General features: G+C 55.4%; 22 protein-coding genes. 12 read left to right on the top strand and 10 right to left on the bottom strand.

Features of this window, described 5'->3' with window-relative positions; genetic code table 11:
- Nucleotides 1–58 precede the first annotated feature (58 nt).
- Entirely contained in the window at nucleotides 59–847 is a 789-nt protein-coding gene (locus MOQ06_RS22055; protein WP_176610899.1) for a deaminated glutathione amidase, read from the bottom strand.
- A gap of 67 nt (nucleotides 848–914) precedes the next feature.
- Here MOQ06_RS22055 and crcB point away from each other — a divergent pair, with 67 nt between their 5' ends.
- The gene (gene crcB, locus MOQ06_RS22060) at nucleotides 915–1298 is read left to right on the top strand and encodes a fluoride efflux transporter CrcB (protein WP_176610900.1); all 384 of its coding nucleotides are present in this window, start codon (nucleotides 915–917) and stop codon (nucleotides 1296–1298) included.
- 219 nt (nucleotides 1299–1517) lie between these two features.
- Here crcB and cspE read toward each other — a convergent pair whose 3' ends face one another.
- Together cspE and pagP are read right to left on the bottom strand one after the other, a co-directional pair.
- Complete coding sequence (gene cspE, locus MOQ06_RS22065; RefSeq protein ID WP_002439184.1) at nucleotides 1518–1727, bottom strand: transcription antiterminator/RNA stability regulator CspE; 210 nt, start codon at nucleotides 1725–1727, stop codon at nucleotides 1518–1520.
- A gap of 190 nt (nucleotides 1728–1917) precedes the next feature.
- Entirely contained in the window at nucleotides 1918–2493 is a 576-nt protein-coding gene (gene pagP / locus MOQ06_RS22070) for a lipid IV(A) palmitoyltransferase PagP (protein ID WP_148419224.1), read from the bottom strand.
- An 897-nt stretch (nucleotides 2494–3390) separates the two neighbouring features.
- Between pagP and dcuC the strand changes: the two genes are divergently transcribed.
- Nucleotides 3391–4758, top strand: a complete 1368-nt coding sequence (dcuC, locus tag MOQ06_RS22075; RefSeq protein ID WP_148419226.1) for an anaerobic C4-dicarboxylate transporter DcuC — start codon at nucleotides 3391–3393, stop codon at nucleotides 4756–4758.
- Nucleotides 4759–4852: 94 nt separating this feature from the next.
- Nucleotides 4853–5662: a ribonuclease I gene (gene rna, locus MOQ06_RS22080; RefSeq protein WP_148419228.1), complete on the top strand. Its 810-nt coding sequence runs from the start codon at nucleotides 4853–4855 to the stop codon at nucleotides 5660–5662.
- Nucleotides 5663–5697: 35 nt separating this feature from the next.
- Here rna and MOQ06_RS22085 read toward each other — a convergent pair whose 3' ends face one another.
- Nucleotides 5698–6318, bottom strand: a complete 621-nt coding sequence (locus MOQ06_RS22085) for a flavin reductase family protein (protein ID WP_148419230.1) — start codon at nucleotides 6316–6318, stop codon at nucleotides 5698–5700.
- Nucleotides 6319–6580: 262 nt separating this feature from the next.
- On the opposite strand from MOQ06_RS22085, the gene rnk reads away from it, so the two are divergent.
- The gene (rnk, locus tag MOQ06_RS22090) at nucleotides 6581–6991 is read left to right on the top strand and encodes a nucleoside diphosphate kinase regulator (protein WP_148419232.1); all 411 of its coding nucleotides are present in this window, start codon (nucleotides 6581–6583) and stop codon (nucleotides 6989–6991) included.
- Between the two features lie 107 nt (nucleotides 6992–7098).
- On the opposite strand, the gene MOQ06_RS22095 is transcribed toward rnk, so the two are convergent.
- Nucleotides 7099–8337 carry a zinc-dependent alcohol dehydrogenase gene (locus tag MOQ06_RS22095; protein ID WP_176610902.1) on the bottom strand — a complete coding sequence of 413 codons (1239 nt, stop codon included), beginning with the start codon at nucleotides 8335–8337 and terminating at the stop codon, nucleotides 7099–7101.
- A gap of 181 nt (nucleotides 8338–8518) precedes the next feature.
- Between MOQ06_RS22095 and uspG the strand changes: the two genes are divergently transcribed.
- The gene (gene uspG / locus MOQ06_RS22100; protein WP_047052967.1) at nucleotides 8519–8947 is read left to right on the top strand and encodes a universal stress protein UspG; all 429 of its coding nucleotides are present in this window, start codon (nucleotides 8519–8521) and stop codon (nucleotides 8945–8947) included.
- A gap of 59 nt (nucleotides 8948–9006) precedes the next feature.
- Here uspG and ahpF read toward each other — a convergent pair whose 3' ends face one another.
- Nucleotides 9007–10572 carry an alkyl hydroperoxide reductase subunit F gene (ahpF, locus tag MOQ06_RS22105; RefSeq protein ID WP_242174808.1) on the bottom strand — a complete coding sequence of 522 codons (1566 nt, stop codon included), beginning with the start codon at nucleotides 10570–10572 and terminating at the stop codon, nucleotides 9007–9009.
- Between the two features lie 147 nt (nucleotides 10573–10719).
- Nucleotides 10720–11283 (bottom strand): alkyl hydroperoxide reductase subunit C, encoded by a 564-nt coding sequence (ahpC, locus tag MOQ06_RS22110; RefSeq protein WP_014882974.1) that lies wholly within the window; start codon nucleotides 11281–11283, stop codon nucleotides 10720–10722.
- 638 nt (nucleotides 11284–11921) lie between these two features.
- Between ahpC and MOQ06_RS22115 the strand changes: the two genes are divergently transcribed.
- The 3 genes from MOQ06_RS22115 to MOQ06_RS22125 all read left to right on the top strand — a co-directional run bounded on the left by MOQ06_RS22115 (nucleotide 11922) and on the right by MOQ06_RS22125 (nucleotide 14829).
- Nucleotides 11922–12821 carry a LysR family transcriptional regulator gene (locus MOQ06_RS22115; RefSeq protein ID WP_242174809.1) on the top strand — a complete coding sequence of 300 codons (900 nt, stop codon included), beginning with the start codon at nucleotides 11922–11924 and terminating at the stop codon, nucleotides 12819–12821.
- A gap of 173 nt (nucleotides 12822–12994) precedes the next feature.
- On the top strand, nucleotides 12995–14218 hold the full coding sequence (locus tag MOQ06_RS22120) for a phosphoadenosine phosphosulfate reductase (protein ID WP_242174810.1): 1224 nt from the start codon (nucleotides 12995–12997) through the stop codon (nucleotides 14216–14218).
- Nucleotides 14203–14829 carry a ParB/RepB/Spo0J family partition protein gene (locus MOQ06_RS22125; protein ID WP_242174811.1) on the top strand — a complete coding sequence of 209 codons (627 nt, stop codon included), beginning with the start codon at nucleotides 14203–14205 and terminating at the stop codon, nucleotides 14827–14829. Before MOQ06_RS22120 ends, MOQ06_RS22125 begins: the two co-directional genes overlap by 16 nt.
- On the opposite strand, the gene MOQ06_RS22130 is transcribed toward MOQ06_RS22125, so the two are convergent.
- Nucleotides 14830–15990: a pyridoxal phosphate-dependent aminotransferase gene (locus MOQ06_RS22130; RefSeq protein ID WP_242174812.1), complete on the bottom strand. Its 1161-nt coding sequence runs from the start codon at nucleotides 15988–15990 to the stop codon at nucleotides 14830–14832. It abuts the gene before it with no gap.
- 124 nt (nucleotides 15991–16114) lie between these two features.
- Between MOQ06_RS22130 and MOQ06_RS22135 the strand changes: the two genes are divergently transcribed.
- The 3 genes from MOQ06_RS22135 to MOQ06_RS22145 are packed head-to-tail and all read left to right on the top strand — an operon-like array spanning nucleotide 16115 to nucleotide 17978.
- Entirely contained in the window at nucleotides 16115–16729 is a 615-nt protein-coding gene (locus MOQ06_RS22135; RefSeq protein ID WP_242174813.1) for a methylthioribulose 1-phosphate dehydratase, read from the top strand.
- Nucleotides 16726–17415, top strand: coding sequence for an acireductone synthase (gene mtnC, locus MOQ06_RS22140; protein WP_242174814.1), 690 nt, complete (start codon nucleotides 16726–16728; stop codon nucleotides 17413–17415). The genes MOQ06_RS22135 and mtnC overlap by 4 nt, the downstream gene beginning before the upstream one ends.
- Entirely contained in the window at nucleotides 17412–17978 is a 567-nt protein-coding gene (locus MOQ06_RS22145; protein WP_148419252.1) for an acireductone dioxygenase, read from the top strand. The genes mtnC and MOQ06_RS22145 overlap by 4 nt, the downstream gene beginning before the upstream one ends.
- A 66-nt stretch (nucleotides 17979–18044) precedes the next feature.
- Here MOQ06_RS22145 and MOQ06_RS22150 read toward each other — a convergent pair whose 3' ends face one another.
- Entirely contained in the window at nucleotides 18045–18515 is a 471-nt protein-coding gene (locus MOQ06_RS22150; protein WP_193356016.1) for an SRPBCC family protein, read from the bottom strand.
- Between the two features lie 42 nt (nucleotides 18516–18557).
- Complete coding sequence (gene mtnA / locus MOQ06_RS22155; protein ID WP_242174815.1) at nucleotides 18558–19574, bottom strand: S-methyl-5-thioribose-1-phosphate isomerase; 1017 nt, start codon at nucleotides 19572–19574, stop codon at nucleotides 18558–18560.
- Between the two features lie 105 nt (nucleotides 19575–19679).
- On the opposite strand from mtnA, the gene mtnK reads away from it, so the two are divergent.
- Nucleotides 19680–20879, top strand: coding sequence for an S-methyl-5-thioribose kinase (gene mtnK / locus MOQ06_RS22160; RefSeq protein WP_242174817.1), 1200 nt, complete (start codon nucleotides 19680–19682; stop codon nucleotides 20877–20879).
- The last annotated feature ends 5 nt before the right edge of the window (nucleotides 20880–20884 follow it).

The raw sequence follows: 20884 nt of genomic DNA on the forward strand, positions 1-20884 counted from the left end.
GCGCGCGCACACAATAGCAATCTGTAACAAGGTGAATCAAGCATTGTTGAAAAAAACATCATATTAATTGCGGTGGCGCAAACCTGCGGTTACGCAGAACGGGTAATTGCTGACGCGCAAGCGCTATTCGCGCTGAACTTATCTCCGTCATCAGTAACGCGGGCGCTTCCGCCGCCGCGGCAACGGTAACCCCCAGCGGATCGACTACTCTGCTCTGCCCGATATTCCTGTTACCACATTCCCCCGCGGCTACCACATAGCAGGTGGTATCCAGCGCGCGTGCGGCAAGCAGCGTCGCCCAGTGGTGCTCCTTAAGCGGTCCTTTGACCCAGGCAGCAGGCAGAACCAGCACCTCGGCTCCCTGCAACGCCAGGTTCAGCGCCAGCTCGGGAAAACGAATATCGTAGCAGGTCATTAGCCCGACGCTAAAACCCGCCACCTCAATCAGCGGCGGAATAACGCTGCCCGGATCGACCAGGCGCGACTCCTGAATGCTGAACGCATCGTACAGATGAAGTTTGCCGTAGCTCGCAACAATTGCGCCTTCACGTATGGCCACCAGCGTGTTGACCGCCCGCCCGGGCGTGGAGGGCACGTGGATGGTTAATATGGTGGTGAGCGAGTTGCCGACGCTCTCGGCCAGAAGTAGCTTTAAAAACGCCCCTTCCAGCATTTGCGCAGACTTTACCGACAGATCCGGGTCGCTGTCATCGCGTGCCAGTAACGCCTCAGGCAGCACCAGCAACGACGCCCCCATTTGCTTCGCCTGACGCATCAGGGAGACGCATTTACGCGCGTTTTCATTCCAGTCCGGCGTTACCGCAAACTGCCCTACCGCAACATACATAATTGTCTCCCGGTTAAAAACAGCGTTACACTCGACGCACTCACACATCAAATAGCAGGTATTGACAGTGTTACAACTACTTATAGCCGTTTTTATTGGCGGGGGCACGGGTAGCGTTGCACGGTGGCTCTTAAGCATGCGCTTTAACCCTCTGCATCAGGCCATACCGATGGGCACACTGGCAGCAAACCTGATTGGCGCATTTATTATCGGAATGGGGCTGGCCTGGTTTAACCGCATGACGTCTATCGACCCAATGTGGAAAGTGCTGATCACGACCGGGTTCTGCGGCGGGTTAACGACGTTTTCGACCTTCTCTGCGGAAGTCGTGTTTCTGTTTCAGGAAGGCCGCGTGGGCTGGGCGCTGGCGAACATTGCCGTTAACATGCTTGGATCGTTTGCGATGACCGCGATCGCGTTTTGGTTATTTTCTACCGCCAGCGCGCACTAAGCCCGCCAGCCTTAATGTTGGCTTAATTTTTCTCTGTCACTCTTGGCGCAAAACTGAACGAGGGTGATAGCATGAAGGAAAATCTGCTAAGCGCGGGAATGGTAGTGCTGAGCGTGTTAATCGTCGCCAGCTTTCTGAAAATCTATCTTACAGGTTGATTCAGAACGAAAAAAACCCGCTCAGTGAGCGGGTTTTGAAATTCTTGCTGACGCGTCTGAATTACAGAGCGATTACGTTAGCAGCAGAAGGGCCTTTGGCACCGTTAGTGATTTCAAACTCAACGCGCTGACCTTCAGCCAGAGTTTTGAAACCATTAGACTGGATTGCAGAGAAGTGTACGAACACGTCTTTGCTGCCATCTTCAGGAGTAATGAAACCGAATCCTTTGGACTCATTAAACCACTTAACGTTACCTTTAATCTTAGACATCAAAATTACCTTTACATTAAAAAACGACACAAATGCTGTGTCGGGTATCAGTACAACAATTGTGAGGCGTTTTGTCCAGCGGATCTTTGATAAAAAGTGACAAAAGTCGCGTTAATTTTCGCTGTCCGATTTTTATCCTTTACAATTCATTACCAGTGCATTTTTTGTCCAGCTCACCGTGCAAATTCAGTTAAAACTGAAAACGCATCCAGGCGAAGTAAACGTTTCCGTTGTTGTAGGTGCCCGGTATGTAGGTCATCTGGAACGTTGCCGGGCCATAACCGATAGAGGCGAGCGGCAGAAGCACCGGAACAGGAATGTATTTCCAGTTATCGCGTGCCGTAAACCCAGCCGTATAGCCCAGCCCCAGACGGAAGTTATCGTCTGATAACGGTCGCCAGGTCTTTTCCCAGCCGTAGCCGCCAATGGGCTCCCATTTGTTGTAGGAGTCCTTAAACGCCATCAGGTACAGGCCATGCCAGTTGCCTTTTTCATCCCAGCGAGACTGACCAAACCCGGCTCCCCACGGACGCTCGTTATAGCGGTCCGTTTTTTCTTTGTCGTAGGCAAAACGTGCATGCCAGGTAATGGCCGGAATGTAGAGATCGTAATGCTCGGGTTCGTTCCACGTTTGCGCAACATTGTCGGTGAACGTGGAGAACCAGCCTTTATCCGCAGTGCTGCTTTGCGCATTAACAACGGATGCGAAAGAGAGCTGACCAATAATAAACAATAAAATCAGGGGGAATTTAATTCGTACAATCACAATGCCATTACCATATTTAGTATTCGGTACAGACCTTAGCACAGAATACTTGAATGAATGCTTAACGGCATTGGTGTTATTCCTAATTAATCACGTACTATTAAGAACACTCTTATAAGATAAGACCAGCGTGCCTGAATAAGCACGAGCAGGTGACATATTTAACGCTGGCGTAACATTTCACACTGCGCCGCGACGCGCCGGTTCGGCTCCGGACCACGCCCACCGCCCTACACGACGGCCCCTCCCATAGCGGAGGCTATCTTCGGACACTCGCGCGGCACGGTATTCCCCCTCAGGCTTAACGCTGGAATATTTATTATTCGCAAGATTTAAAGAGAACCATAATTACGTGAAACTCTTCCACCATTCTGGAAAAGCAAATAAACCAGACCGCTAAGGCCGCTATTATTATCAGGACACCGGTTATCCGCTTAAAGCGTTAACCATACAATGAAGATTATAAATATCAGCGCAACAGGCAGGGCTATTTTGAGCGTGGCCGTTGCGCGTTTAAGCTCATGGCGAGCGCGAGGATGTCCAGGCTATCACCTCCCGGGATTGCCTCACCGACGAAAATGCCGGAGCGGAAGCGGTTCTCGGGTCTACACGACCGGCTTTGCCAAACGCGCTCTGGCTTGCGGTACGGCAAACGGCAAGTAATAATCAAAAGATTAACACTTCACCCTCAAATTAATGACATGTAATCGCTATTAATCAGGTCAATAACGACTTAATATAAATGATGCAGGGTTAGCAAAAATATCGTCATCATCGCCTTTAGTAGTCGCTTTCTTGATTTTAATCAGCAAGAACAGGCCATTTATTCGGCACATTTCAGGCTTCTTTTTCTATTGATTATTTGTGCTCTCGGGCAGCAAGGATACAGGGGAAATCATGCTTACTTTTCTCGAACTCCTCATCGGAGTCGTGGTCATTGTCGGTGTAGCGCGCTACATCATCAAAGGGTACTCGGCCACCGGCGTGCTCTTCGTTGGCGGCCTGACGCTGCTGATTATCAGCGCGCTAATGGGCCATCAGGTTTTACCGGCCAGCGAAGCCAGCACCGGATATACCGCCACCGATATTGTGGAATATATTAAAATTCTGCTGATGAGCCGCGGCGGCGATCTGGGCATGATGATCATGATGCTCTGCGGTTTTGCGGCCTATATGACCCATATCGGCGCCAATGATATGGTCGTAAAGCTGGCCTCTAAGCCGCTGCAATATATCAACTCCCCCTACCTGCTGATGGTCGCGGCCTATTTCCTGGCCTGCCTGATGTCGTTAGCCGTTTCCTCCGCCACGGGTCTTGGCGTGCTGCTGATGGCGACGTTGTTCCCGGTGATGGTCAACGTCGGGATCAGCCGCGGCGCGGCGGCGGCTATCTGCGCCTCTCCGGCGGCGATTATCCTCTCCCCTACTTCCGGTGACGTAGTGCTGGCCGCGAAAGCGGCGGAAATGTCGCTGATTGACTTCGCCTTCAAGACCACGCTGCCGATCTCGATTACGGCCATTCTCGGCATGGGCGTGGCGCATTTCTTCTGGCAGCGCTATCTCGACAAGAAGGAGAACATCAGCCACGAGATGATGGACGTGAGTGAAATCACCACCACTGCCCCGGCGTTTTATTCCATCCTGCCGTTCACCCCGATTATTGGCGTGCTTATCTTTGACGGCAAATGGGGCCCGCAGCTGCACATCATCACCATTCTGGTGATCTGCATGCTGCTGGCGGCCCTGCTGGAATTTGTGCGTGGCTTCAATACGCAGAAAGTATTCTCCGGTCTGGAAGTCGCCTACCGCGGAATGGCCGATGCCTTCGCGGGCGTGGTAATGCTGCTGGTGGCCGCAGGCGTCTTTGCCCAGGGGCTGAGCACCATCGGCTTTATCCAGAGTCTGATCTCCATCGCCACCTCGTTCGGCTCGGCCAGCATTATCCTGATGCTGGTGCTGGTCGTGCTGACCATGCTGGCGGCAATGACCACCGGTTCCGGTAACGCCCCGTTCTACGCCTTCGTCGAGATGATCCCTAAACTGGCACACTCCTCCGGCATTAACCCGGCTTATCTCTCCATTCCGATGCTTCAGGCCTCTAACCTGGGTCGTACCATCTCTCCAGTATCGGGCGTGGTGGTGGCGGTTGCCGGAATGGCAAAAATCTCGCCTTTTGAAGTGGTAAAACGCACGTCGGTGCCGGTGCTGGTTGGCCTGATTATCGTCATTATCGCTACCGAAGTGCTGGTCCCAGGCGCTGCCTAAGCGAAATTCCTGATTTCCAAAAAGCGCCTGTTGGCGCTTTTTGTGCTTTAATAACCCCCAGAAATTAATCGCGCCCAACCAATCAGGAAAGAAAATGTTCAGGAAGGATATCGTTATCCCGTCTGGCGCAATAGCGCTTGCACTCTGCGTATTCTCAACGCAGGCAGACCCGCTCAGGGCAACGCAGTATGCCGATTTCGATCGCTACGTTCTGGCCCTTTCCTGGCAAACCGGATTTTGCCAGAGCATGGTCGAACGTAACCGCAACGAGCCGGACGAATGCCGGCTGCAAAAAGAGAGCAGCAATAAAACCGATTTTCTGACCGTCCACGGCCTGTGGCCCGGCCTGCCTAAATCCATCGCCGCGCGCGGGGTGGATGAGCGCCGCTGGATGCGCTTCGGCTGCGCAACCCGCCCCGTGCCCGACATGCCGCAAGCAAAAGCCAGCCGCAAATGCGCCGCCGCAGAGACCGGGCTATCCCTGTCGGGCGCGGCGAAGCTGAACAGCGTGATGCCCGGCGCGGGCGGGAATTCCTGCCTTGAACGTTACGAATATGCGAAACATGGCGTCTGCTTCGGTTTTGATCCAGACGCCTACTTCGGCACCATGGTGCGCCTGAATCAGGAAGTGAAAAGCAGCGCGGCAGGACAATTTCTGGCGGAAAACTATGGCAAAACCGTACGCCGCAGCGACTTTGATGCCGCCGTGGCTAAAAGCTGGGGCAAACAGAACGTGAAAGCGTTCAAGCTCACCTGCCATGGCAATCCGGCCTATCTGACCGAGATGCAGATCTCGCTTAAGTCCGACACCATTAACAATCCGCTCTCTGCCGGCTCTTTTGCACCACAGCCACATCCGGGCAACTGCGGCAAACAGTTTGTGATTGATAAAGCCGGGTACTGATGCTCCTGCGGGCAGATGCCGCACGGTGCGGCATCTCAGCCCCGACGCGCGTCCGGGCGCACCAGGTCAAAACGATGGCTGTCGCTGATGCCGTAGTAGGCCGACGGCCCGCCCGCCCGCAGTATGGGCTGCGCTTTCGCGGTCTGGTAAATCCCCTCTTCCAGCAGCGTTTCGGCAATATGAACGCCAACGACTTCGCCAAGCACCAGCCAGGTATCAATCGGCGTGCCATCGGCGCCGGTAAGCTGAATGCACTGTGATAAACGGCATTCAAAATTGACCGGGCTTTCAGCCACGCGCGGCGCGCCCACAAGCTGGCTGGCTGCGGGCGTCAGGCCTGCAAAGGTAAATTCATCTTCACCATGCGCAAGCGTGGCGGACGTTTCATTCATCGCCCCGGCCAGATCGCGCGTGGCGAGGTTCCAGACAAACTCCCCCGTTTCGGTAATATTGCGCACGCTGTCCTTCCAGCCGTTGCTGGAAAATCCAATTATCGGGGGACGATAGTTAAAGCAGTTAAAGAAGCTGTACGGGGCGAGGTTCAGCTGGCCGGCCTTGTCGCAGGACGAGATCCAGCCAATGGGACGCGGGCCGATAATGGCGTTCAGCGGGTCGTGCGGCAGGCCGTGTCCCTGAGAAGGTTGGTAAAAGTACATATTGCTCTCTCTGCGGTGGGGCCGCTATGCGCGTTGCCCTGGTTCGGTTTCCCCAGCGTAACCAAATTTCAGTGCAGCGTGAACCGGAACGCCTGGATTATTGCCAAAAATTCATATGGCGCATGAATGTGACGCTCATCACTTCAAACTTACCGGTTCAGACAGTATCATCAGACACGTTAAACCCTCGCTGCCAGACGGCGAGGGTTTTCTTTTGGATTGGTTTCTGCGTTACGCGCAGCATTAACGACATGGAGTAAAAATGTCCAGACCCACAATTATCATCAACGAACTCGACGCAGAACGTATTGACCGCCTGTTGGAAAAACCACAATTTGCCGCTCTGCCGGTCGCCGATGCGCTGAACGAGGAGTTAGACCGGGCGCAGATGTGTACGCCTGAGACCATGCCGCACGATGTGGTCACCATGAACAGCCGGGTGAGGTTCCGTAACCTGACCACCGGGGAAGAGCTGACCCGCACGCTGGTTTATCCGGCGCAGATGACCGACAGCAGCACGCAGCTTTCGGTTCTGGCTCCCGTGGGCGCGGCGCTGCTTGGGTTACGCACGGGCGATACCATCCACTGGGAACTGCCGGGCGGAGCCTCTGCCCATCTCGAAGTGCTCGAGCTGCTCTACCAGCCTGAAGCTGCCGGCGATTACCTACGTTAATCCCTTCTGAACAAGCGCTCCCGCTTTGCACAGAGGATGCACCTGCATCCTCTTTCCGCAACCTCGTCGCGGCGGTACTGTCGCTTAAACGCCACCGGTGAGCGACATCACACGACGCCGCCCGGGAAAGCATTCACCAGCCCCTTCACCTGCTGCTGCGCTGCCTCCGGCGTATCTGCCCCGGGCACCAGAATGACCTTGCGGCACTCCTCCTCCCGCTTTTCGAAAATCTTATAGGCACGCTCCGCATCCGCAAGCGGCAGGTAATGGGTCACAATGTCCTCCGGCGTCAACAGCCCTTTCTCGATAAGCGGCAGCAGTTCTCCCAGCCAGGCATGCACGTGCGTCTGCCCCATCTTAAAGCTCAGCCCCTTATCGAAGGCATCGCCAAACAGGAAGCCGTGAATGAAGCCGGCATAGACGCCCGGTACGCTGACCACGCCGCCGCGGCGCACCGCAGCGATACACTGACGCAGCGCCTTGCCGCTGCTGCCTTCAATTTTCAGGTTACTGAGGATCGTTTCCGTCGTGCTGCCCTTGGCCTCAAATCCGACGGCATCAATCACCGCATCCACCCCGCGCTGCCCGGCCGTCTGCTCGATAATTTTTTCCGCCGCGTCGTTATCGTCATCGAAGTTGATGGGGATGGCGCCGTAGCGCTCCTGGGCAAACCGCAGCCGATAGGGATGATGGTCAACCACGAAAATCTGCTCGGCCCCAAGCAGACGCGCGCAGGCAATGGTCAATAGCCCCACCGGCCCGGCACCGAATACGGCAACGCTGGAGCCTTTCTGGATCTGGGCATTTTTCGCCGCCTGCCAGGCGGTAGGCAGAATATCTGACAGGAACAGCGCTTTGTCGTCAGACAGCAGCTGCGGTACTTTAAACGGCCCCACGTTGCCTTTCGGCACGCGCACATACTCCGCTTGTCCGCCCGGTACGCCACCGTAAAGATGGCTGTAGCCAAACAGCGCCGCAGGGGCGGGAATTTGCTTTTTGTTCAGCGCCGCGCCCTGCCCGCGGTTCGTGTTTTCGCAGGCCGCGTACTGTTGCATCTGGCAAAAGAAGCAGTCACCGCAGGCAATCACAAACGGGATCACCACCCGGTCCCCCTTCTGCACGTTTTTCACCTCGCTCCCGCACTCCACCACTTCGCCCATAAATTCATGACCAAAGATATCGCCGTGCTGAACCTTAGGAATTTTTCCGCGATACAGATGCAGATCGGAGCCACAGATTGCCGTGGCGGTTACGCGCAGGATGATATCGTCTGGCTGTTCAATGCCGGGATCGGGAACATTATCGACCCGAACATGGTGGGGACCGTGATAGGTAAGAGCTTTCATGCAACCTCCGAAAGGGTGTGGGTAAGCTTATAAAAGGGTAGCTACCTCACGGGATCTGCCCCGGATTCCGGCTGTTTTGAGATTTATCCTGGCGAGATAAAAAAGTGCTGTCGGGATTACAGAAACCATTTATATTTTGTGGTTGAATGATTACAGCGTTCATAAACAAGGAGAAACGGTTATGTATCAAACAATCATTATGCCGGTTGATGTTTTCGAAATGGAACTGAGTGATAAGGCTGTACGTCACGCGGAATTTCTCGCGCAGCAGGACGGGATTATTCATCTTCTGCACGTTTTGCCGGGCTCGGCCAGCCTGAGCCTGCACCGCTTTGCCGCCGACGTGCGTCGCTTCGAAGAGCATTTGCAGCACGAAGCCGAAACGCGCCTGCAAACCATGGTCGGGCATTTCAGCATCGATCCTTCCCGCATTAAAACGCACGTCCGCTTCGGTAGCGTACGCGACGCCGTTAACGAGCTTGCCGGGGAGCTGAACGCGGACGTGGTGGTGATCGGTTCGCGCAACCCGTCTATCACGACTCACCTGCTGGGGTCGAACGCGTCCAGCGTGATCCGCCACACCCACATTCCGGTGATGGTCGTCAGATAAAAAAAGAGGCCACCTTTGGGTGGCCTCCTGTATTGCAGGTGTCGTCTTACTTTCTTTTATTATGCCGTTTTGGTGCGGATAAGATAATCAAACGCGCTCAGAGAGGCTTTCGCACCTTCGCCGGTTGCGATGATAATCTGCTTGTACGGTACGGTAGTACAGTCGCCCGCCGCAAATACGCCCTTCACGCTGGTTTCGCATTTGGCATCAATCATGATTTCGCCCATGCGGTTGCGCTCAATCGCGCCTTCCAGCCAGGTGGTGTTAGGCAGCAAACCAATCTGTACGAAAATCCCCGAAAGCGAGACGCTATGCACATCGCCGCTGATACGGTCACGGTATTCCAGGCCGGTCACCTTGCTGCCGTCACCCTTCACTTCCGTCGTCTGGGCATTCAGCACAATGTCGACGTTTTTCAGGCTACGGACTTTGTCTTGAAGGACCTGGTCCGCTTTCATCTCTGGCGCAAACTCGAGCAGCGTAACGTGTTCAACAATCCCGGCCAGGTCAATAGCCGCTTCCACGCCGGAGTTACCGCCGCCGATCACCGCCACGCGCTTGCCTTTGAACAGCGGGCCGTCGCAGTGCGGGCAGTAGGTCACACCCTTAGTACGATACTGATCTTCACCCGGCACGTTCATGTTGCGCCATTTCGCACCGGTGGCAATAATCACGCTGCGCGCTTTCAGCACCGCGCCAGAGGCGGTTTCAATCTGGTGTAAGCCACCCTCCACCGCCGCCGGAACCAGTTTGCTGGCGCTCTGGCTGTCGATAACGTCCACATCGTAATCGCTGACGTGCGCTTTCAGCGCGCCTGCCAGCTTCTGGCCTTCGGTTTTCGGTACGGAGATGTAGTTCTCGATGTCTACGGTATCCAGCACCTGGCCGCCGAAACGTTCGCCCATCAGGCCGGTACGGATCCCTTTACGTGCGGAATAAACCGCAGCCGCCGCACCCGCCGGGCCGGAACCGACAATCAGCACATCGTATGCTTCACGCTGGCTCAGCTCTTCCGCCGCGCGTTTTTCTGCGCCGGTATCCACTTTGGCAACGATTTCGGTCAGCGTCATGCGGCCCTGGCCGAACTCCTGGCCGTTCAGATAAACCGCCGGAACGCCCATCACGTTGCGTTCCGTGATTTCGTTCTGGAACGTACCGCCGTCAATCGCCGTGTGCTTAATGCGCGGGTTCAGAACCGACATCAGGTTCAGCGCCTGCACCACGTCCGGGCAGTTGTGGCAGGAGAGTGAGTAATAGGTTTCAAACTCAAAATCACCGTCGATATCGCGGATCTGCTCCAGCAGCGCCTGCGCTTCCTTAGACGGGTGTCCACCGGTCCACAGCAGCGCCAGAACCAGTGAGGTAAATTCGTGACCCAGCGGAGAGCCGGCAAAACGCGGCCCCTGGTCGGAGCCCGGGTTGGCGATCAGGAAAGAAGGCTTACGGACGGCAAGCGCGTTATCTTCCCTGAAGGTCACCTTCGGCGACAGCTCGGCGATCTCTGTCAGCAGCGACTTGATTTCTGCCGATTTCGCGCTGTCGTCCAGCGTGGCAATCAGCTCAACTGGTTTGGTCAGTTTCTCAAGGTAGGCCTTGAGCTGGGTTTTCATGTTAGCGTCGAGCATTATTCTTCCCTCTCTTAAAACGTCATCATGCAAGCCGCCTTACAGGGCCGCCTGAATGCAACTTGCATCATGGTGCTGGAATGAAATGGGCGCAGGTGCGCCCATGTGTAGGCCCGTGCAGGCGTAGTGCCGCCGGGCTTTGCAGGCTTAAATCTTGCCGACCAGGTCCAGGGATGGAGCCAGCGTCGCTTCGCCTTCTTTCCATTTCGCCGGGCATACTTCGCCTGGGTGAGACGCAACGTACTGAGCCGCTTTCACCTTACGCAGCAGGTCAGACGCATCACGGCCGATACCTTCAGCGGTAACTTCGATAGCCTGGATAATGCCCTGCGGGTCTACAACGAAGGTAGCACGGTCAGCCAGGCCTTCATCTTCACGCATGTTGTCGAAGTTACGGGTCAGGGCGCCAGTCGGGTCGCCGATCATCGCGTATTTGATTTTCGCGATAGTTTCAGAGCTGCTGTGCCACGCTTTGTGGGTGAAGTGGGTGTCGGTAGACACAGAGTAAACGTCTACGCCCAGCTTCTGCAGTTCTTCGTAGTGGTCTGCCACGTCGCCCAGTTCGGTCGGGCAAACGAAGGTGAAGTCAGCCGGATAGAAGAAGAACACGCTCCAGCGGCCTTCGGTATCTTTCTCGGTTACTTCAATGAACTCACCGTTTTTGAACGCCTGGTTTTTGAAAGGTTTAATTTTGGTGTTAATCAAGGACATCTGTACTTCCTCCGTGTTTTCGTTGAGATGTAAGGTAACCAACTTTCTTCATCGGGGCTAATGCGTATGCTTTATCAAATCAATCAGCCAAACCTAACAACCCGAACAAGACAACCATGTGAACGAAATGCGGGAAAGGCGCAAAAGTAAAAAGGCCGCCCCTTGGGGCGGCCCTGATACCTGAACTTCCCACAGGAACTTTCAGTGCCAGCCTGAGCTGGCGTTGCGTTGCGCTCTACATACCTTTATATCAAGGCCGTAACAGCACGTTGATTACAACACCGCCAACGGCACGGAGCAATCCGCCAGAGGGGCATTCGTGTCTATGGCTGTGATAGGTTTTACCGAACGCGGCATATGATGCCCGTACAGACGCACCGGCGGGAAAAATAAGAATGAGTGATAAATACTTGTCTATATATAAATGACACTATTTTTATTCAATTCTGTTTTCTCTTTTAAAGATAAAAATACCTTAATACTCTTTGAAGAACTATTTCATTAATCTATCATCGTGATATATTAAGCCCATATTTAATGATAATTAAGCGAGTTAACCACCAGGATGGTAAATGGTTAACTAAGTTCTATAGTTATCAGTGATGAGATAACGCAACGCAGCACGCTCAGGATGAAAAATGGCAAACCTCTACGATCTCAAAAAATTCGACCTTAACCTGCTGGTCATATTCGAATGCATATACCAACATCTCAGCATCAGTAAGGCAGCAGAAACGCTCTACATTACGCCATCAGCGGTCAGCCAGTCGCTACAGCGGCTGCGTAACCAGCTCAACGATCCGCTGTTTATCCGCTCGGGCAAAGGGATCACGCCCACGACCGTTGGGGTCAATCTTCATCATCATCTTGAGCAAAACCTTAATCAGCTTGAGCAAACCATCAATATTATGCATGGGTCAGCGCTTAAGAAGAATTTTGTTATCTATTGCCTTCAGGTTCTGACAACGAACAATCTTATTAACCCCATGAAATTATTGATGAGGGAGGATAATTACGAGATTGAACTCCACGACATGCTTCTCTCTGCTGACTCCGCCGAAGACCTGCTTGCGTACCGCAAAGCCGACCTCATTTTCTCGATGGCTCCCGTCAGCAACCGCTCTATGGTTTGCGTTCCCTATGCTCGCTTCGACGTGATACACGTGTGCAGCCAGGATCATCCGCGTATAAAGGACTTTGCTACTATAGAAGAACTTCAGGCCGAAAAATTTACGATGTTTATGAGCGATGCGGCGGGCGTCAAACACTATCAGTCAAAAACGGAAGAGGTCCATGCTGACAGGACGATCGGTTTTCGCACCGACTCGCTGTTTTCAATCATGGCTATGGTAAGCGCGTCTCATTTAATTGGATATGTGCCAGAAACGCTGTTTACCAAATATCAGGACGTATTACGCCTTAAAAGAATTGAAACGTCCTTCACGCTACCGCCTATCGAAGTATTTATGATCTACAACCGTTCCGCGCTTAACAGCTCAGTATTCTCGAAATTCATTGATGAAATTACCGAGAAATGACGTGATATGGCTGTGGACTTCACAGCCAGTACATTGCTCTTAAATATCACTCCAACTTATAGTTATCGAAAACATTTTTATTTTTCATTTACCTGTCTTTATTTTCACTATTATTATTCTCTCTCCTGTATTGACACAACCATCCGGTATTTATTTCCAGGAGGAGTTTGCCCTTGTCAATTTATAAGTATCCACTCAATCAAAATGTCCTTGAAGCCGCGACAGAGCGCATTACGTGGGCACTTGAGCATTTACCCAGAGTCTGCGTTTCATTTTCAGGGGGCAAGGATTCCACCGTCATGCTCCATTTAACGGCGCAGCAGGCCCGAATAATGGGAAAGAAAATCCACGTGCTCTTTATTGACTGGGAAGCGCAGTTCACCTCCACTATTGATCATGTGAATAACATGCTCGCGCTGTACGCGGATATCATCGAGAAAAGCTGGTGGGTAGCCCTGCCGCTGACCACGCAGAACTCGCTTTCACAATTCCAGCCAGAATGGCAGTGCTGGGAGCCGGGTAAAAACTGGGTGCGCCAGCCGCCTGCTGGTGCGGTGACCAGCCCGGACTACTTTGATTTCTATCAGCCGGGCATGACGTTTGAAGCCTTCGTCCGCGCCTTTTCCGACTGGTTTGCCAAAAAACGCCCTGCCGCCATGATGGTGGGCATCCGCGCCGACGAATCCTACAATCGCTTTTTGACTATCGCCAACGCGCGCAAGCAGCGCTTTGCTGATGACAAACCCTGGACGACCGTCGCTCCCGGCGGCCACGCCTGGTACGTCTATCCGCTTTACGACTGGAAAACCGCCGATATCTGGACATGGTTTGCCAAAACGGGCGGCTGCTATAACCCACTGTATGACCTGATGTTTCAGGCCGGCGTCCCCCCGCGCTATATGCGCATCTGCGAACCCTTCGGTCCCGAGCAGCGTCAGGGCCTGTGGCTGTATCACGTCGTCGAGCCGGAGCGCTGGGCAACCATGTGCGAACGCGCAAGCGGCGTGCGCAGCGGCGGCATCTACGCCGGGCAGGACAATCACTTTTATGGCCACCGCAAAATCCTGAAACCCGACGCGCTCAGCTGGCGAGCGTACGCCATGCTGCTCCTGGACAGTATGCCGCAGCCCACAGCGGAACATTACCGCAATAAAATCGCCGTTTATCTGCACTGGTATCAGAAGAGAGGCATGGCCGATATTCCCGACACCCAGGAGGGCGATATCGGCGCCAGGGATATTCCGTCCTGGCGACGGGTGTGCAAAGTATTGCTCAATAATGACTACTGGTGTCGTGCCCTTTCATTTAGTCCCAATAAACCGAAGCACTATCAGCGGTACAGCGAACGGATCAAATCAAAACGCAAGGAGTGGGGGATCTTATGCAACAGCGATTAATAAGCGAACTGAATAACTATCTTCAGTCGCTTTCCGAAGATGAACGTATTGAAGCCATTAACGCCTTTCGTCAGGCCATCCATGAAAACAGCCCTTTTCGCGAACAGCCTGTCGACTGCGTGCTGTGGATCAAACAGGACGAGATCGGCGCGAACGATTACAACCCCAATAACGTCGCGCCTCCTGAAAAGCGGCTGCTGTGTCGTTCTCTGGAGATGGACGGCTTCACCCAGCCCATCGTGGTGACGGAAAGTGGTGACCGCCACTATGAAATCGTCGATGGCTTCCATCGCCATGAAATTGGGACCACCCGGGCAGGGCTGAAACGCCAGCTTAAAGGGTATCTTCCGGTCACCTGCCTGCGCAAAGAGCGGCAGAAAAAGTTCGACCGGATGGCGGCCACCATTCGCCACAATCGCGCGCGCGGCCGGCATCAGATTCACGCCATGTCAGACATCGTGCGTGAACTGGTGCAGCTTGGCTGGGACGACGTGAAAATCAGTCAGGAGCTGGGGATGGACAGCGACGAGGTGCTGCGGCTCAAGCAAATCAACGGCCTGCTGGAACTCTTTGCAGACCGTCGTTACTCCGAAGCCTGGACGGTAAAATAATCAGAGCGCGCTAAGGCGTTCAGCCGCCGCCAGCAGCGTCGATTCCTGTTTCGCGAAACAGAGACGAATCAGCCTGTGCGGGAAGGGATCGGCGCAAAAAACGGATAACGGGATTGCCGCTACGCCCACCTCTTTCGTCAGCCACCGGCAGAAGCTGACGTCATCCAGATCGGAAATGGCGCTGTAGTCGGCCAGCAGGAAGTAGGTGCCTTCACACGGCAGGATCTCCAGACGGCTTTGGCGCAGGGCATTTACAAACAGATCCCGACGCGCGCGGTAAAAATCCGGCAGCTCGCGGTAGTGTCCGGGCTGGCTGCGCAGCATATCCGCCAGCGCCAGCTGGGCTGGCGTGTTCACCGCAAACGTCAGGTACTGGTGCACTTTGCGCAGCTCAGCGCTGATGGCGGCGGGCGCCACGCAGTACCCCACCTTCCAGCCGGTCATATGATAGGTTTTACCGAATGACGACACCGCAACTGCACGCTCGCGAAGCTGCGGATGGGCCAGCACGCTGGCGTGCCCCTCCTCTGCAAAGCAGATGTGCTCATACACCTCGTCGCTCAGAACATAAATTTCACGTTCGGCGATGGCCTGCCACAGGGCTTCAACGTCGCGCTTTTGCCACGCCGTCGCCGACGGGTTGTGCGGCGTATTCAGGATCACCAGCCGGGTTTTGTCGCTCAGCAGCGCGGCAAACGCCTGCCAGTCGGGGCGGAAATGCGGCGGCTGGAGCGCCACGCGTTTTACCACGCCCCCTGAAAGCGCGATCGCCGGGGCGTAGCTATCGTAGCTCGGGTCAAAACAGATAACCTCATCGCCCGTACGCACCAGGGCGGTTATCGCCGCATACAGCGCTTCGGTCGCCCCTGCGGTAACCGTAATATCGCTGTTCGCATCGGGCCTGTGGCCGTACAGCTCAGCCGTCTTATCTGCAATGGCTTCGCGCAGCGCCTGTACGCCGGTCATCGGCGCATACTGATTCGATCCCTGCGCAACGTGGTACGCCAGACGCTCCTGCAAAAAGGTCGGGCCGTCAAAATCCGGGAACCCCTGCGAGAGATTAATGGCGTTGTGCTGCTGCGCCAGGGCGCTCATCTGCGTAAAGATCGTGGTGCCGAGGCTGGGTAGTTTACTCTGCGGAATCAATGCGTTATCGCTCACGGTGCAGTACCTGCATGTAATACTTATGTTGCTGACACTATAACACGATGTTAGTCTTTGGCAATCAAGACGCTTAGACGTCTAAACTATATCAATATTCCCGGCCGCCCGGGAGGGAAAGGAAATGACAGACAACCTGCAACTCACACAGCTGGTCGAGGCCTGCCGCTGGATTGGCGCCAGAGGCTGGGCACCCGCCACCGGCGGCAACATGTCGGTGCGTCAGGACGAACGTCTGTGCTGGCTCAGCGAATCCGGCAAAGACAAGGGTAGCCTCACCACCGACGATTTTCTTCAGGTGGAGATAGCCACCAGCCGCGCGCCGTCTGGCCGTAAGCCGTCGGCAGAGACCGGGCTGCACACCCTGATTTATCGCCTTTTCCCGGAGGCCAACGCCGTGCTGCACGTTCACACGGTGAATGCCACGGTGCTGTCGCGTCTGGTCAACGAGGACGAGCTCAAGATCCACGGTTTTGAGATGCAAAAATCCCTCACCGGGCAGACAACGCATCTGGATACGGTCGCCATCCCGGTGTTTGATAACGACCAGGACATCGACGCCCTCGCCTCGCGAATCGCCCAATACGCGCAGGAACGCCCGCTTAATTATGGTTTTCTTCTGCGCGGCCATGGCTTAACCTGCTGGGGACGTGACGTGGGCGAAGCCCGCCGTCATCTGGAAGGACTAGAATTCTTAATTGAATGCGAAATGCGTTTACGACAACTGGAGAGAGTATGATTCGCGCGATTGTGACGGATATTGAAGGGACCACCAGCGATATTCGTTTTGTCCATGACGTTTTGTTCCCCTACGCGCGTGAGCGGCTGGAGGCCTTTGTGACCGCGCAGCAGTACGCCGAGCCGGTCAAATCAATTCTGGACAACCTGCGCGAAGAAATCGACGTTCCCCACGCCAGCATCAGCGACCTTATCAATACGCTGTTCGCCTTTATGGATGAAGATCGTAAATCCACGACGCTGAAGGCCCTGCAGGGAATTATCTGGCAGGACGGCTACGTGAACGGCGACTTTAACGGCCATCTCTACCCGGACGTACTGCCCGCGCTGGAAAAATGGAAAGCGCAGGGTATTGATCTGTATGTTTATTCTTCTGGCTCCGTGGCCGCGCAGAAACTGTTATTTGGCTACAGCGACGAAGGTGATATTACTCATCTGTTCAGCGGCTATTTTGATACGCACATTGGTGCCAAGCGCGAGGTGCAGTCTTATCAGAACATAGCGGCGCAAACGGGCATCGCACCGTCGCAGATCCTGTTCCTGTCGGATATTCATCAGGAGCTGGACGCGGCTGAACAGGCCGGTTTCCGCACCCTGCAGCTGATTCGCGGTGAAGATGACGGCGCGAGCCATCACCATCAGGTTCACCAGTTTGACGAGATTAACCCGGAGCAGATCCCTTCATGAGCGCATTGACCATTTATTCTGATAAAGACGCGAGTAAGCCCCTGTGGCACAGCACCGACGCTGCCGGAATCGCCCAACGGCTCAACGCCAAAGGCGTGCGTTTTGAGCGCTGGGCGGCGGATCGTGATATAGGACAGGATCCCGCGCCAGAGGCGGTGATCGAAGCCTATCAGCATGCGATCGATAAGCTGGTGGCGGAAAAAGGCTATCAGAGCTGGGACGTGATTAGCCTGCGCGCCGACAACCCGCAGAAAGACGCGCTGCGCGCGAAGTTCCTGAACGAGCATACCCACGGGGAAGACGAAGTGCGCTTTTTCGTGGAAGGCGCGGGATTGTTCTGCCTGCACATTGGCGATGAGGTGTATCAGGTGCTGTGCGAGAAAAACGACCTGATCTCCGTACCGGCGGGCACGCCGCACTGGTTTGATATGGGTTCCGAGCCTAACTTTACGGCCATTCGTATATTCGATAATCCGGAGGGCTGGGTGGCCCAGTTTACCGGTGATGCAATTGCGGATGCGTATCCGCGCCTGGCCCAGGTGAAAGCAAAACCGCAGCTATAGCTGCGGTTTTTAATGTTTGCTCCCTCTCCCTGTGGGAGAGGGCTGGGGTGAGGGCATCAGCGCGCATTACCCCTTCAATCCCTTCACATACCCCACCAGCTGATCCAGCACTATCCCCCACCCTTCATGAAAGCCCATCTGCTCATGCTGCTCGCGAATTTCCCGGGTTGGATGGCGCGCAATCGCCGTATAGCGGGTTTTGCCTTCTCCGACATCTTCCAGCAATAAAATCGCCGTCATAAACGGCTTCCCGGCCGGTTTCCAGCCTTCGGTATAGCCGTCGGTAAAGACCAGCTTATTGCCGGGATCGATTTCAAGGAACACGCCCCGGTTATCCATCCGCTGCCCGTCCACGTCGAAAACGGTATTGAACCGTCCGCCCACGCGCAGATCGAGATCGCATTCGATCACCTTATGGGGGGCAGGAATAAAGAAGTTCTTGATATGCTCTGGCGTGGTCCAGCAGAGCCATAGCAGGTCGCGCGGTGCGTCCACCACGCGTTCAAGTTTTAAGTCAGTTTCAGGATCGAGCGTCACGATATCGTCCTCTTTAGGGAACCCCTTAAAGGATAGCCGTACTCAGGCCAATTTCCCTTTCGCCACCTCTTGCGGCGTGACCACGCCCGTATCCAGCACCCAGCCGCTAATCAGCGAGGCTGGCGTGACGTCAAACGCCGGGTTATAAACCTGCGCGTTTTCCGGCGCCCACTGGACCGCGCCGAAACTTCCCGCCACGCCGGTCACTTCGCTGGCGGCACGCTGCTCAATCGGGATCGCCTCACCGTTCGGACAGTCCGGATCGAGCGTGGTATGCGGCGCGGCGACGTAGAACGGAATGCCGTGAAATTTCGCCAGCACCGCCAGCGAGTAGGTGCCAATTTTGTTCGCCACGTCGCCGTTGGCGGCAATACGGTCTGCCCCCACCCACACGGCATCCACCTCCCCTTTTGCCATCAGGCTGGCCGCCATGGAGTCGGTAATCAGCCGATACGGCACGCCCAGTTCGCCAAGCTCCCAGGCGGTCAGCCTCCCGCCCTGTAACAACGGGCGCGTCTCATCCACCCAGACGTTGCTGACGTTACCTTCCTGATGCGCCCGGGCAATCACCCCCAGCGCCGTACCGACGCCCGCCGTAGCCAGCCCGCCGGTATTGCAGTGGGTCAGCAGGCGGCTGCCGGGCTTCACCAGCGCGCTGCCCGCCCGTGCGATGGCGTCACAAAGCCGCTTGTCCTCATCAATCAGGCGTAACGCCTCGGTTGCGAGCGCTGAAACAAAATCGTCCTGCCGGAGCGCAAGCCTCATGCGGTCGAGATTGTTCATCAGGTTCACCGCGGTTGGACGGGACGCGCGAAGCGTTTCCAGCGCCACCGCCAGTTCGTCGCGGGGTTTACCTTTTTCCGCCAGCAGCGCCAGCAGCAGGCTTGCAGAGAGACCAATCAGCGGCGCGCCGCGCACCCGCAGGGCATGAATATGCCCGACCAGCGCCTCTACCGTAGAAGCGTCCAGCCAGCGTTTCTCCTGCGGAAGGGCCTGCTGGTCGAGAATAAATAGCCGGTTATCCGCCACCCGCAGGCTGGTCGTCTGTAATGTCTGCATGTCGTTAATTCCCTGTTGCGTTGTTGTAGCACATTGTGTCAGGATGAAATCCAGATGTATAGACGTCTACATGTCTTAATTAGTAAAACTCGTGAGGAGCAGGCCATGTCGCAATACCGTACCTTTACCGCTCAGGACGCCGTGGAGTATGCCAGGCAGTTTGGCGGTCTTGACGATCCGTCATCGCTGGTAGAGGCGCACGAGGTGGGCGACGGCAACCTCAATCTGGTCTTCAAAATTTTCGATGCTCAGGGTGTAAGCCGCATCATCGTTAAGCAGGCGCTGCCCTACGTGCGCTGCGTCGGCGAGTCCTGGCCGCTGACGCTGGACCGCGCCCGCCTTGAGGCGCAAACCCTGGTCGAGCATTACCGGCACAGCCCGCAGCATACGGTGAAAATCCACCACTACGATCCGGCGCTGGCGGTGATGGTGATGGAAGATCTCTCCAGCTACCGCATCTGGCGCGGCGAGCTGATTAACAACACTTACTACCCGCAGGCAGCGCGTCAGCTGGGTGAATACCTCGCGCACGCGCTGTTCCACACCAGCGACTTTTACCTGCATCCGCACGACAAAAAGGCGCTGGTGGCGAAATTCATTAACCCGGAGATGTGCGAGATCACCGAAGATCTGTTCTTCAACGATCCGTACCTGATCCACGAACGCAACAGCTACCCTGGCGAGCTGGAAAATGACGTCGCCGCCCTGCGCGACGACGCCCAGTTGAAAATTGCCGTGGCCTCCCTCAAGCACCGCTTCTTCTCGCACGCCGAAGCGCTCCTGCACGGCGATATTCACAGCGGATCGATTTTCGTGGCAGAGGGTAGCCTGAAGGCCATCGACGCCGAGTTCGGCTACGTCGGCCCGATTGGCTTTGACGTGGGCACCGCCATCGGCAACCTGCTGCTGAACTTCTGCGGCCTGCCGGGGCATCTGGGCATTCGCGATGCCGCTGCCGCGCGCGAGCAGCGCCTGAGCGATATTCAGGAGCTGTGGAATACCTTCGCGGAACGCTTCCAGGCGCTGGTGAACGACAAAGCGCGCGACGCCGCGCTCAGCGCGCCGGGCTATGCCTCCGCGTTTCTGAAAAAGGTCTGGCACGACGCCATCGGCTTCTGCGGCACCGAGCTGATTCGCCGCAGCGTGGGGCTTTCTCACGTTGCGGATATCGACACCATTGCGGATGACGCCATGCGCCACGAATGCCTGCGCCACGCGATTACGCTCGGCAAGGCGCTGATTGTCGTTGCCGACCGTATCGACAGCGCGGAAGAGCTGGTGGCGAGAGTGCGTCAGTACGGCTAAAAAAA

The sequence above is a fragment of the Enterobacter sp. I4 genome, from assembly GCF_022669095.1.
Lineage (GTDB): Bacteria > Pseudomonadota > Gammaproteobacteria > Enterobacterales > Enterobacteriaceae > Enterobacter > Enterobacter pasteurii.